Below are 12,246 nucleotides of genomic sequence, written 5' to 3'. Positions count from 1 at the left end.
ACAATCAACGACGCCACTCAGCCATTGGAGGTAAACCCCCGATCAGCCGACTGTCACCAACCTGACTGCCGAGTACATCTAGCCGCCGGCCGAACCGGCGACCTCGCGGGCCAGCGCGCGCATCGCGGCGTTGTGCGCGTGCCGCGCGAAGAACCAGTACACCCGCCCCGGGATGCCCCGGGGCAGAAAGATGGACCGCTGGGTATAGCGACTGCCGTGGCCGTCCCGCGGCGCGACCGCGACCTCCAGCCACTCCCGCCCCGGCGCCCGCTTGGTGGAGCGCAGCCGCAACAGGGCCCCCGGCGTCCGCTCCTCGACCCGCCAGCCGCCCGCCCGCGAATTCACGGCGTTCTCCGCCGCCTGCCAGACCTTGGCGGGTTCGGTAGCGGTTTCGGCGGTGCGCACATCGGTGTAGACGATCTCGCCCGCCCAGTCCGGGTCGCTGGGCAGCGCCTCGGCCGGTTCGGACCGCAGCGACGACCACGAGGGTTCCGGGACGCCCCGCGCGGCCCGGTCGAGCGCCAGTTCGACGGACCGGCGGTAGCCGGTCAGGCCGCCGGGCGGCGGTTCGATGATGCCGTCGACGTCGTGGTTGCGCATCACCGCGTCGCACTCCAGCGATTCGATCAGTGGCCGCGCCAGCCCCGGCGGGATCGGCGTCACCGTCCCCACCCAGAGGCTGGCGATCGTCGGCGTGAGAAACGGCAACACGATCAGATAGCGCTTGCCCAGCTCCGCCACGTCGGCGTAGACGCGCATCATGTCGCCGTACTCCAGGACGTCCGGACCGCCGATGTCCCACGTGCGCGATGACGGTACCGGCGCCGTGGCCGCGGCGACCAGGTAGTAGAGCACGTCGCGCACGGCTATCGGCTGGATCTTGTTGTGCACCCATTTCGGGGTGGTCATCACCGGCAACCGGTCGGTGAGATGCCGGATCATCTCGAACGAAGCCGATCCCGAGCCGACCACGACGCCCGCCTGCAGCACGACGGTTTCGATGCCCGAGGCGATCAGCGCGTCGCCGACCGCCGTCCGCGACTCGAGGTGCGGGGAGAGCTTGCCGCCCTCGGGATGCAGCCCGCTCAGGTACACGATGCGGCGCACCCCGGTGCGCCGCGCCGCCGTCACCACGTTGCCGACCGCACGCGCTTCCTCGTCGGCGAAATCCTTCGACGAGCCCATCGAATGGACCAGGTAGTAGACGACGTCGATCCCGTCGAACGCCGCGACCAGGGAATCGACATCACCCAAGTCGCCACGCGCGACCTCGGCCCGCTGCCGCCACGGCACGTCGTCCAATTTGGCCGGGTTGCGGGCCAAGGCGCGAACCTGGTGACCTTCGTCCAGCAGGCGCGGCGCCAGCCGGGCACCGATGTAGCCCGTCGCCCCGGTCACGAGACAGCGCAGCTGTCCAGCCATCAAATCTCCGTTCGTCGCCTGCCAATTATTCGGACCCGACGCGGGGGAGGATTACCGGCTTTGGCCGTCCGTAAGCGCCAATGGCGTCAGCGATCGGTGAAGTCGGGTGTGCGGCGCTGCTGGAAAGCGGTTGCGCCCTCGACGAAGTCGTGTGAGCGCAGCAGGACGACCTGCCCCTCGTATTCGCGCTGCAGGGCCGGATCCAGTTGGGGCAGCGTGGCCGCGTTGATCGCGAGCTTCGTCTTGCCGAACGCGACCGCGGGCCCCGCCAACAAGCGTGCGATCACCTTGTCCACCTCGGCCTCGAACGCGTCGGCCGGGTACACGGCGCTGACCAAGCCCCAGGACAGCGCCTCGGCGGCGGGCAGGCGTTCGGGCAGCAACGCCATGTGCATCGCCCGGATGCGGCCGACGGCGGCGGCGATCAGCGCGGACGCACCGCCGTCCGGCATCAGGCCGATCTTGGTGAAGGCGAGCATGAAAAACGCGCTCTCCGAAGCCAATACGATGTCGCAGGCGAGCGCCAGCGAAACACCCACGCCGGCCGCCGGACCGTGGACCGCGGCGACCACGGGGTGTGGCACGGCCGCGATCGCCCGGATCAGCCGATTGATCTCGAGCACGATCTCGTCCGGCGGAAGCCCGGTGCCGGACACGTCGTCGGCGCTGATGCCGGCCCCGGAACAGAATCCGCGGCCCGCACCGCCCAGGCGCACCACCTTCACCTCCGGGTCGGTGGCCGCGCGTTCCATCGCGTCGGCGATGCCGGTAATCACCGGCACGGTCAGGGAATTGAGGCTGTCCGGCCGGTCGATGGTCACCGACAGCACGCCGTCGGACAGGGTGACGGAAAGGCCTGCGACGGCCGCCAGGGTGTCGATCGCGGATTCGGGCATGGGCTCACCCTAGGTGACCGGGCTGCGCGCCCGTCGAACCCGGCTGCGAAGATGCCAACTACAACGGGCGTCAGAGCAGACGAAAGGTCGGTAGATCGTGGCTGGACCGCTGAAGGGGCTACGGGTCGTCGAATTGGCCGGGATCGGGCCGGGCCCGCATGCGGCGATGATCCTGGGGGATCTGGGCGCCGACGTGGTGCGCATCGATCGCCCGTCGACCGGGCCGGGCGGGGCCGCCAGGGATGCCATGCTGCGCAACCGGCGCGTGGTGACCGTCGACCTGAAGTCCGACGAGGGCCGCGCCGTCGTGCTCGAGCTCGTCGCCAAGGCCGACGTGTTGATCGAGGGCTTCCGGCCCGGTGTCACCGAGCGGCTGGGGCTCGGCCCCGAGCAGTGCGCCGAGGTCAACGAGCGGCTGATCTACGCCCGGATGACCGGCTGGGGGCAAGCCGGCCCACGCAGCCAGCAGGCGGGCCACGACATCAACTACATCTCGCTCAACGGAATCCTGCACGCCATCGGCCGGGCGAACGAGCGGCCGGTGCCGCCGCTGAACCTGGTGGGCGACTTTGGCGGCGGCTCGATGTTCCTGTTGGTCGGCATCCTGTCCGCGTTGTGGGAGCGGCAGAACTCCGGCAAGGGTCAGGTCATCGACGCCGCCATGGTCGACGGCTCCAGCATGCTGATCCAGATGATGTGGTCGATGCGCTCGCTGGGCATGTGGTCGGACGTGCGTGGCACCAACATGCTCGACGGGGGAGCGCCCTATTACGACACCTACGAGTGCGCCGACGGGCGGTACGTTGCCGTCGGTGCCATCGAGCCGCAGTTCTACGCCGCCATGCTGGCCGGGCTCGGCCTGGACGCGGCGAACCTGCCGGCGCAGAACGACGTCAGCCGCTGGCCCGAGCTGCGCGCCGCGCTGACGGCGGCGTTCGCCGGCCACGACCGCGACCACTGGGCCAAGGTGTTCGCCGATTCCGACGCCTGCGTGACCCCGGTCCTGGCGTTCGGCGAGGTGCACACCGAGCCGCACATCACCGAACGGAACACCTTCTACGAGGTGGACGGCGGCCTGCAGCCGTTGCCCGCGCCGCGGTTCTCCCGGACCGCCCCGGACGTGCCCCGGCCTCCGGCCTCGCCGCTGCCCGACGTTCAAGCGGTGCTCGCCGACTGGGTATAGTCGCCAACCAACTGGTTGGCTGGAATCCCGAGAAAGGACTCGCATGGAAATCAAGGACGCCGTCGCCGTCGTCACCGGGGGCGCCTCGGGCCTGGGCCTGGCCACCACCAAGCGGCTGTTGGACGCAGGCGCGCAGGTCGTGGTCATCGACCTGCGGGGTGAGGAGGCCGTCCAAGAGCTCGGCGAGCGCGCCCGGTTCGTCGAGGCCGACGTGACCGACGAGGCCGCCGTCGGCAAGGCGCTGGACACCGCCGAGTCGCTGGGCCCGCTGCGCATCAACGTCAACTGCGCGGGCATCGGCAACGCCATCAAGACGCTGTCCAAGGACGGGCCGTTCCCGCTGGACGCCTTCAAAAAGGTGGTCGGGGTCAACCTGATCGGCACGTTCAACGTGCTGCGGCTGGCGGCCGAGCGCATCGCGAAGACCGAACCGATCGGCGAGGAGCGCGGCGTCATCATCAACACCGCCTCGGTCGCCGCGTTCGAGGGCCAGATCGGCCAGGCCGCCTACTCCGCGTCCAAGGGCGGGGTCGTCGGCATGACGCTGCCCATCGCGCGCGACCTGTCGCGGGAGCTGATCCGCGTGGTGACGATCGCGCCCGGCTTGTTCAAGACCCCGCTGCTGGGATCGCTGCCCGAGGAGGCGCAGGCCTCGCTCGGCAAGCAGGTGCCGCACCCGGCCCGGCTAGGTGATCCCGACGAGTATGGCGCGCTCGCCGTGCACATCATCGAGAACCCGATGCTCAACGGCGAAGTGATCCGCCTGGACGGCGCGATCCGCATGGCGCCGCGCTGAGACCCGCAGACACGAAAGCCCCCCGCGACGAGCGGGGGGCTTTCGTAGCAGAGAGAAAACTTATTTACGGAACCATCGACTGACGGCGGGTTCGGCCATCAGCAGGCGTGCGAGCATGCTCATGGTCGTACCTCAGCTCGCCGCTTGCAGTTCGTCGAACTGCTCGGAGGTCTCGCCTTCCACCAGCACGTCGCCGTGGTAGAGGGCTTCGAAGTCAACCTTGATGACGTCGGCACTTGTGTCGTCGATCCACATGACACTGAGCGTATTGGCCACCATTAAGGAATCTTTGAGTCACGATTCGGAAAATGGTGGCAATTTACCGGCGGGTAGGTTGTACACCGTCGACCGCGGCATTTAGCCCCTTGACCTGCTTAGTTGCCGCACAATTTTCTGGCCGGACTCTTAGCGTCGCAGCGGTTTAGAACGTCGCGATTGAACCCCGCAGCCGCCGCGTTCCGTGTTTAAGAACGACTCTGTTTGACGCGTGAAAACTAGCGTTTGTTACGTTGTCGCAGGTACGCCAGCGCCAGGTGCGATCGGCACCGGCGGCGGAAGGGCTGAAAATGCTGCAGGGGATCGCCCGAATGGCCATCGCGGCGCCGCGCCGCATCATCGCAGTCGGTGTCCTGGTCTTCATCGCCGCCGCGGTCTTCGGTGTCCCCGTCGCCAAGAGTCTGTCGCCCGGAGGGTTTCAGGATCCGGACTCGGAGTCCGCCCGCGCGATCCAGGTGCTGACCGACAAGTTCGGGCAGAGCGGTCAACAAATGCTGATCCTGGTGACCGCGCCCGGCGGTACCGAGAGCGAACAGGCCCGCAGCGTGGGCACCGACCTCGCCAACCAGCTGCAGAAGTCCCCGTTGGTCTACAACGCGACGTCGCCGTGGACCGTCCCACCGGAGGCGGCTGCCGACCTGGTCAGCCGCGACGGCAAGACCGGCCTGCTCGTGGTGAACCTCAAGGGCGGGGAGAACTACGCGCAGAGCAACGCCCAAACCGTCGCCGACCAATTCGTGCACGACCGGGACGGCGTCACCGTCCGCGCCGGCGGCGCCGCGATGCAGTACGCCCAGATCAACACGCAGAACCAGGCCGATCTGCTGGTGATGGAGATGATCGCGCTACCGCTGAGCTTCCTGATCCTGATCTGGGTCTTCGGCGGACTGCTGGCGGCCGCGTTGCCGATGGCGCTGGGCGCGCTCGCCGTCGTCGGGTCGATGACGGTGTTGCGGCTGATCACCTTCACAACCGAGGTGTCGATCTTCGCGCTGAACCTGAGCACCGCGTTGGGACTGGCGCTCGCCATCGACTACACGCTGCTGATCGTCAGCCGCTACCGCGACGAGTTGGCCGAGGGCAGCGACAGGGAGCAGGCCCTGATCCGGACCATGGCCACCTCCGGGCGCACCGTGTTGTTCTCCGCCGTCACCGTGGCGCTGTCGATGTCGGCGACCGTGGCGTTCCCGATGTACTTCCTCAAGTCGTTCGCCTACGCCGGCGTGGCGACCGTGGCCTTCGTCGCGACCGCCTCGATCGTCATCACCCCGGCCGCCATCGTGCTGCTGGGCCCGCGGCTGGACGCGCTCGACGTGCGCCGGCTGATGCGCCGGGTCTTCCGCCGACCCGAACCGGTGCACAAGCCCGTCGACCAATTGTTCTGGTACCGGTCGACCAAGCTGGTGATGCGCCGCTGGGCCCCGATCGGTCTGACCGTCGTCGCTCTGCTGCTCCTGCTCGGGTCTCCGTTCATCGGCGTGAAATGGGGCTTCCCGGACGACCGGGTGCTGCCGCGTTCGGCGACGTCCCACCAGGTGGGTGACCAGCTACGCACCGACTTCGCGCACGACTCCGCGACGTCGGTGCCCGTCGTCGTCCCCGACGCGCGCGGCCTGAGCCCGGCGGACCTCGACCGCTACGCGGCCGACCTGTCGCGGGTGCCCGACGTGTCGGCGGTCTCGGCCCCCGGCGGGACGTTCGTCGGAGGCAACCGGACCGGGCCCCCGGCCGGGGCCACCGGGCTGGCCGATGGCAGCGCCTTCCTGACCGTCAGCAGCACGGCGCCGCTGTTCTCCCCGGCGAACGACGCTCAACTCAAGCGGCTGCACGAGGTGCCCGGACCGGCGGGCCGGTCCGTCGTGATGGGCGGTGTCGCCCAGGTCAACCGTGACAGCGTCGACGCCGTCACGGACCTGCTGCCGCTGGTCCTCGGGCTGATGGCCGCGGTCACCTTCGTGCTGCTGTTCCTGCTCACCGGCAGCGTGCTGTTGCCGGCCAAGGCTCTGGCCTGCAACTTCCTGTCGCTGACCGCGGCGTTCGGCGCGCTGGTCTGGATCTTCCAGGACGGGCACCTGGGCGCGCTCGGGACGACGCCGAGCGGGACGTTGGTAGCCAACATGCCCGTGCTGCTGTTCTGCATCGCCTTCGGGCTGTCGATGGACTACGAGGTGTTCCTGCTCTCGCGTATCCGCGAGTACTGGCTCGCGTCCGGGGCGGCGCGCCCGGCGCGCCCGACCGCGAAGGAGGCGCACGCCGCCAACGACGAGAGCGTCGCGCTCGGCGTCGCCCGCACCGGCCGCGTGATCACGGCGGCCGCCCTGGTCATGTCGATGTCGTTCGCCGCGCTGATCGCCGCCCACGTGTCGTTCATGCGGATGTTCGGCCTCGGCCTGGTGCTCGCCGTCTTCGCCGACGCCACGCTGGTGCGGATGGTTGTCGTGCCGGCCTTCATGCACGTGGCGGGGCGGTGGAATTGGTGGGCGCCCAAGCCCCTGGCATGGCTGCACGACCGGTTCGGCATCGACGAGGGCGGGCCGGTCGAGACCGGCTACGCCGAGCCGGTTCCGGTCGACGGTGAGCCGGTGGGGGAGCCGGTGCCGAACATCGGCTGACGCGCCGACCGGCCCGTCGGCAAGTCCTTAATTCTTTGGCCAAGAGTCGGAAGGTTGACCTGTATGACAACGGCGGTGGACAACCCGTTCTTCGCACGCATCTGGCCCGTCGTCGCCAGCCACGAAACCGAGGCGATACGCGCCATGCGCCGCGAGAATCTGGCCGGGTTGTCGGGGCGGGTGCTGGAAGTCGGCGCGGGCATCGGGACGAACTTTCCGCACTACCCGGAGTCGGTTCGCGAGGTGGTCGCCGTGGAGCCCGAGCCACGGCTGGCGGCCCAGGCCCGCGCTGCGGCGGAGGTGGTGCCCGCCCGCGTCGTGGTGCTGGGCGAGACGGCCGAGGGCTTCAGCGGCGGCGAGCCGTTCGACGCCGTGGTGTGCTCGCTGGTGTTGTGCTCGGTGCGCGACCCCGGCGGTGTGCTGCGGCGGCTGTACTCGGTGCTGCGCCCGGGCGGCGAGCTGCGGTACCTCGAGCACGTGGCGAGCGCCGGGGCGCGTGGCCGCCTGCAGCGGTTCGCCGATGCGACGCTGTGGCCGCGGTTGTTCGGCAACTGCCACACCCACCGCGACACCGAGCGCGAGATCATCGACGCCGGCTTCGAAGTCGACGTGTCCCGGCGCGAGTTCACGCTGCCGGCGTGGGCGCCGATGCCGGTGTCGGAGCTCCTGCTGGGCCGCGCCCGCCGGCCGTAATTCGGCGGGGCTATTTCAGCAGGGCGGGCAGCCGCTGCAGCAGCCCGGGCAGGGCCCGACTGGCCGTCTCGCGGATGCTGATCGTCGCGTGCCGCGACAGCGGGGTGACCTCGGGGTTGACCTCGATGACGGCCGTGCCGCGAGACAGGGCCAACTCGGCGAGCCCGGCGGCCGGATAGACGATGGCCGACGTTCCGACCACCACCATCACGTCGGCGGCCTCGGTCGCCTCGACGGCCGATTGCCACGGCCCGTCGGGCAACGGCTCACCGAACCACACGATGTCGGGCCGGATCAATCCGCCGCACTGACAGACCGGGGGCTCCACCTCGAGCGTCGGTTCGGGCATCTCCGGCAACTTGCCGGTGTACGGCATACCGCAACGGTCGCAACGGAATTGGAACAGGCTGCCGTGCAGGTGGTGGACCGGCGCGCTGCCGGCGCGCTCGTGCAAGTCGTCGACGTTCTGGGTGATGACGCTGACCTCGGCGCCGTCCTGCCAGGCGGCGATGGCGCGGTGTCCGGTGTTGGGCGCAACGTCGGCGACCAGATAGTGGCGCCACAGGTACCAGCCCCAGACCCGTTCGGGATTGTCGCGCCACCCTTGGGTGCTGGACAGCTCGTACGGGTCGAAGCGCGCCCACAAGCCGTTCTTGTCGTCGCGGAAGGTCGGCACCCCGCTCTCCGCGGAGATCCCCGCGCCGCTCAGCACCGCTACTCGCATCCCACAAAGATAGCCGTGCGTGGGACATACTGAAGACGTGGAGCTGCGGGATTTGCTGAAGGTCGACGTCAAGGCGGGCAAGCCGCTGTTCGACCAGCTCAGGACCCAAGTCATCGACGGCGTCCGCGCCGGGGCGCTGCCGCCCGGCACCCGGCTTCCGACCGTGCGCGATCTGGCCGGCCAGCTGGGGGTCGCGGCGAACACCGTGGCCCGCGCCTACCGGGAACTCGAGTCGGCGGCGATCGTCGAAACCCGGGGGCGCTTCGGCACTTTCATCTCCCGCTTCGACCCCACCGACGCCGCGATGGCGGCCGCCGCCAAGGAGTACGTGGAGGTGGCTCGCGCGCTGGGGCTGACCAAGTCCGACGCGATGCGCTACCTGACCAACGTGCCGGACGACTGAGCCAATCCGCCTGGCGCGCAGTGCGTTAGCGCAATACCTTGGCCAGCGTGCGCAGGTTGCGCGTCGTCGTCGACGACTTGTAGCGGGGCTTGCCCATCGTCTTGCCGATCGTGCTGTCCAGGGTGGCGCCCTTGCGAACCTGCCAGTAGATCACGCCGTCGCCGGGGCTGATCTTCTCGTCGCCGGCCGCGCCCAGCCCCGCGAGTTCGTCGAGCACCGCGGCGTCGGCGACGAAAGTGACGTAGGACTGGTAGCCGTCGACCTCGGGCTCGAACGGGTAGGCGTCCACGACGGCGCGCACCGTGTCGAGGTCGTAGACGAGCACCCACGCGTCGTAACCGAAACTGTCGCGCAGCGCGGCTTCGGCCTTCTTGCGCACCCCCGCGGCGCGGGCGGACGACTCCAGCAGGATGTTGCCGGTGGCCAGGATGGTGCGCACGTTGGTGAAACCAGCCTCGGTCAGCGCGCTCGCCACCTCTTTCATCTTCAGGTTGACGCCGCCGACGTTGACTCCGCGCAGGAATGCGGCGTACTCGGTCATGATCCGATTTCACCAGGGCGGCCCGGGGTGGCGCGATCCGGGACGGTCGCTGGACGCGCGACGTAGGCTGCTGACATGGGACGCCAAGTTTTCGACGATAAGTTGCTGGCCGTGATCAGTGGAAACTCCCTCGGAGTGTTGGCGACCATCAAACGCGACGGGCGACCCCAGCTGTCCAACGTCAGTTACCACTTCGACCCGCGTGACCTGGCCGTGCGGGTGTCGATCACCGAGCCGCGGGCCAAGACCCGCAACCTGCGCCGCGACCCGCGGGCGTCGATCCTGGTCGACGCCGACGACGGATGGTCCTATGCGGTGGCCGAGGGCACCGCCACGCTGACACCGCCGGCGGCTGACCCCAACGACGACACCGTCGAGGCGCTGATTGCCTTGTACCGCAACATCGCCGGGGAACACCCGGATTGGGACGAGTACCGCCAGGCGATGGTCACCGATCGGCGGGTGCTGCTCACCCTGCCGATCTCGCACGTGTACGGCATGCCGCCCGGCGTGCGGTAGCCGCCCGATTCCGGCCATCGGGGGCTAGGCTGCCGGTATGGCTGAATCGAAGTCCTCCGAGGCGCCGGAATCGGACGACGACACCAAGCGCAAGTTCCGCGAGGCCCTCGACCGCAAGATGGCCAAGTCGTCGGGCGGGGCCGGCCACACCGACAGCGGCGGCAAGCAGTCGCGGGCGCACGGCCCGGTGGAGAACCGCCGCGAGTTCCGCCGCAAGAGCGGGTGAAATCGTCCGTTAGCGGCTGCCGCCCAACGCCTTTCAGCCTTCGGGTGGCGTAAACATGCCGATCGAGGGGTCCGCCCGGCCCGGTTCGCCGCGCAGGCTGCCGCGCGTGCTGGGGTGCGAGAAGTCCAGCCGGGAAGGGTCGTTCTGGTATGCCCAGTCCGCCACGATGGTGCGGCGGCTGAACTTCCAGCGGCCGTCGTGGCGGGTGTAGTCGTCCAGGTACCGGCCGCCGATGATGACGTCGATGTCGTGCTCGGGCCCGGCGAAGGTGTGGAACACCAGGCAGTAGACCTCCCCTCGGGCGCTGTCCCCCTCGACCACGAAGTTCGTTGTGGTGACGTTGTGTTGGGACACCCGCACATACGGTTCGGCCGCCCGCAGCTGCGCGATGAACTCTTCGACGCCGCCCGTCGAAAACGATCCGTGGGAGTCGGTCGCCTCGGGGTGGTAGAGGGTGCGCAGCGCTTCGTAGTCGGCGCGGTCGACGGCCCGGCAATAGGCGGTGACGAGGGCATGCAGTTCGTCGCGGGCCAGCATCAGCGCCAATCGGGCCTCATCCACCACCACGCCACGATAACGCGCTGGTTCGGTGAGTAGTCTCCCAAACAACGGTTCATCGGTCTTAGGGTGTTCAGCGGAAGAAAGGTCGTTGACGGTGAAACTTTGGCTCGCTCAAGATCCCGAGGCCGACGCGCTGCTGGACGAGGACCCGTTGGCCCTGCTCATCGGGATGGTTCTCGATCAGCAGGTGCCCTTCGAGACCGCCTTTTCCGGGCCGAAGAAGATCGCGGACCGGATGGGCAGCTTCAGCGCGGCCGAGATCGCCGACTACGACCCCGACAAGTTCGCCGCGCTGTGCTCGGAAAAGCCTGCGATACACCGCTTTCCGGGATCGATGGCCAAACGTATCCAGGCCCTGGCCCAGATCATCGTGGACCGTTACGACGGCGACGCTGCCGGGCTGTGGACCGCCGGGGACCCCGACGGCGAGGAACTGCTGCGGCGGATCAAGGGGCTGCCCGGCTTCGGCGACGTCAAGGCGCAGATCTTTTTGGCGTTGCTGGGCAAGCAGTACGGCGTCACCCCGAAAGGCTGGCGCGCGGCGGCCGGGCAGTTCGGCAAGGCCGGCACCCACATATCCGTCGCCGACATCGTCGACGCCCAGTCGATGGGCAAAGTCCGTTCGTACAAGAAGCAGATGAAGGCAGCAGCCAAGGCTGACCAGAAGGGAAGGGCGGCAACGTGAAGACACACCTGACGTGTCCGTGCGGGGAAGCCATCGTCGGCAAGGATGAGGACGAGCTGGTCGAGCTGACCCAGGCTCATCTCGCCAGCGATCATCCGGGTCTCGAGTACGACCGCGACGCGATCTTGTTCATGGCGTACTAGCCGCTCGCCACACGCGAGCGCGCGTGCCCCCGGTGGGGAACACGCGCGCTCAGGGCGGGACCGTGCCGGTCTACGGCACCACCGTGGAGCCGATGGTGGGCATGAATTGGCACTGCTTTTCCTTGGTCGTGACCTGCCCGAAAATGGTCGACATGATGCTGCCGGACCCGGTGTCGGCGATCGCGGTCAGCGTCGTCGGCCCGTCGGCGTTGATATCGGTGCGCGGCTTGAGCGCGACGGTCCCCGACTTACCCGTCGTCAGGTTCACCCAGGTGACGTTTAACGGCAGCTTCTGCACCTCGGCGGGTCCAGGGGTGCCGACTGCGGTGAACACGTAGGCGGTCTGCCCGGGGCCCGGGCCGGGCGTCGGGATCTTCGCCGGACCCGCCACCGACAGCGCCGTGGCGATCGCGCTGGTGCCGTCCGCCAGGCAGTTGGTGCCGATCGAGGGATACATGAAGTCCTGCGTGGGCGGAGCGTCGGGGCCGAACCCGGGAGCCGCCGCGGGTGCGGCGGCGGGCGCGGCGGCGCAGGCCTTCAGCCACAACCAGGGCGCGCCCGGCGAG

At 68.9% G+C, this 12,246-nt stretch carries 15 protein-coding genes and 1 pseudogene; 9 read left to right on the top strand and 7 right to left on the bottom strand.

Annotation, left to right across the window (positions count from 1 at the left end; all coding sequences use genetic code 11):
• Positions 1–78: 78 nt before the first annotated feature.
• Positions 79–1,422, bottom strand: coding sequence for a DUF2867 domain-containing protein (locus A5681_RS16905; protein WP_067277238.1), 1,344 nt, complete (start codon positions 1,420–1,422; stop codon positions 79–81).
• An 86-nt stretch (positions 1,423–1,508) separates the two neighbouring features.
• On the bottom strand, positions 1,509–2,318 hold the full coding sequence (locus tag A5681_RS16900) for an enoyl-CoA hydratase (RefSeq protein ID WP_067277235.1): 810 nt from the start codon (positions 2,316–2,318) through the stop codon (positions 1,509–1,511).
• Between the two features lie 97 nt (positions 2,319–2,415).
• Here A5681_RS16900 and A5681_RS16895 point away from each other — a divergent pair, with 97 nt between their 5' ends.
• Positions 2,416–3,501 carry a CaiB/BaiF CoA transferase family protein gene (locus A5681_RS16895; RefSeq protein WP_067277233.1) on the top strand — a complete coding sequence of 362 codons (1,086 nt, stop codon included), beginning with the start codon at positions 2,416–2,418 and terminating at the stop codon, positions 3,499–3,501.
• A gap of 43 nt (positions 3,502–3,544) precedes the next feature.
• On the top strand, positions 3,545–4,297 hold the full coding sequence (locus A5681_RS16890; protein WP_067277231.1) for a 3-hydroxyacyl-CoA dehydrogenase: 753 nt from the start codon (positions 3,545–3,547) through the stop codon (positions 4,295–4,297).
• Positions 4,298–4,429: 132 nt separating this feature from the next.
• On the opposite strand, the gene A5681_RS27980 is transcribed toward A5681_RS16890, so the two are convergent.
• Positions 4,430–4,552: a hypothetical protein gene (locus tag A5681_RS27980; protein ID WP_003878506.1), complete on the bottom strand. Its 123-nt coding sequence runs from the start codon at positions 4,550–4,552 to the stop codon at positions 4,430–4,432.
• A 311-nt stretch (positions 4,553–4,863) separates the two neighbouring features.
• Here A5681_RS27980 and A5681_RS16885 point away from each other — a divergent pair, with 311 nt between their 5' ends.
• Together A5681_RS16885 and A5681_RS16880 are read left to right on the top strand one after the other, a co-directional pair.
• Positions 4,864–7,185, top strand: coding sequence for an MMPL family transporter (locus A5681_RS16885; protein ID WP_067277228.1), 2,322 nt, complete (start codon positions 4,864–4,866; stop codon positions 7,183–7,185).
• A gap of 63 nt (positions 7,186–7,248) precedes the next feature.
• Entirely contained in the window at positions 7,249–7,878 is a 630-nt protein-coding gene (locus A5681_RS16880; RefSeq protein ID WP_067277225.1) for a class I SAM-dependent methyltransferase, read from the top strand.
• Positions 7,879–7,888: 10 nt separating this feature from the next.
• Here the strand turns inward: A5681_RS16880 and A5681_RS16875 are convergent, their stop codons facing one another.
• Positions 7,889–8,602, bottom strand: coding sequence for an SIR2 family NAD-dependent protein deacylase (locus A5681_RS16875; RefSeq protein ID WP_067277222.1), 714 nt, complete (start codon positions 8,600–8,602; stop codon positions 7,889–7,891).
• A gap of 37 nt (positions 8,603–8,639) precedes the next feature.
• On the opposite strand from A5681_RS16875, the gene A5681_RS16870 reads away from it, so the two are divergent.
• Complete coding sequence (locus A5681_RS16870) at positions 8,640–9,005, top strand: GntR family transcriptional regulator (RefSeq protein WP_067277218.1); 366 nt, start codon at positions 8,640–8,642, stop codon at positions 9,003–9,005.
• A 25-nt stretch (positions 9,006–9,030) separates the two neighbouring features.
• Here the strand turns inward: A5681_RS16870 and A5681_RS16865 are convergent, their stop codons facing one another.
• Positions 9,031–9,546 (bottom strand): DUF1697 domain-containing protein, encoded by a 516-nt coding sequence (locus tag A5681_RS16865; protein ID WP_067277212.1) that lies wholly within the window; start codon positions 9,544–9,546, stop codon positions 9,031–9,033.
• A 75-nt stretch (positions 9,547–9,621) separates the two neighbouring features.
• On the opposite strand from A5681_RS16865, the gene A5681_RS16860 reads away from it, so the two are divergent.
• A complete protein-coding gene (locus A5681_RS16860) occupies positions 9,622–10,065 on the top strand; it encodes a PPOX class F420-dependent oxidoreductase (RefSeq protein WP_067277210.1) in 444 nt (147 codons plus the stop codon).
• Positions 10,066–10,102: 37 nt separating this feature from the next.
• Positions 10,103–10,291, top strand: a complete 189-nt coding sequence (locus A5681_RS16855) for a DUF5302 domain-containing protein (RefSeq protein ID WP_067277207.1) — start codon at positions 10,103–10,105, stop codon at positions 10,289–10,291.
• 33 nt (positions 10,292–10,324) lie between these two features.
• Here the strand turns inward: A5681_RS16855 and A5681_RS16850 are convergent, their stop codons facing one another.
• Positions 10,325–10,858: a nuclear transport factor 2 family protein gene (locus tag A5681_RS16850; protein WP_067277204.1), complete on the bottom strand. Its 534-nt coding sequence runs from the start codon at positions 10,856–10,858 to the stop codon at positions 10,325–10,327.
• Between the two features lie 88 nt (positions 10,859–10,946).
• Between A5681_RS16850 and A5681_RS16845 the strand changes: the two genes are divergently transcribed.
• Both A5681_RS16845 and A5681_RS16840 read left to right on the top strand, forming a co-directional pair.
• Positions 10,947–11,537, top strand: a complete 591-nt coding sequence (locus tag A5681_RS16845) for an HhH-GPD-type base excision DNA repair protein (protein ID WP_067277201.1) — start codon at positions 10,947–10,949, stop codon at positions 11,535–11,537.
• Positions 11,534–11,680, top strand: a complete 147-nt coding sequence (locus A5681_RS16840; RefSeq protein WP_067277197.1) for a DUF1059 domain-containing protein — start codon at positions 11,534–11,536, stop codon at positions 11,678–11,680. The genes A5681_RS16845 and A5681_RS16840 overlap by 4 nt, the downstream gene beginning before the upstream one ends.
• Before the next feature lie 70 nt (positions 11,681–11,750).
• Here A5681_RS16840 and A5681_RS16835 read toward each other — a convergent pair.
• Positions 11,751–12,246 (bottom strand): annotated as a pseudogene (locus tag A5681_RS16835) (hypothetical protein); the annotation flags it as partial.

The organism is Mycobacterium scrofulaceum, assembly GCF_001667885.1.
GTDB classification, from domain to species: domain Bacteria; phylum Actinomycetota; class Actinomycetes; order Mycobacteriales; family Mycobacteriaceae; genus Mycobacterium; species Mycobacterium scrofulaceum_C.
Note: the sequence above shows the minus strand (reverse complement) of the source record. Positions and strands in the feature narration are given on the sequence as shown.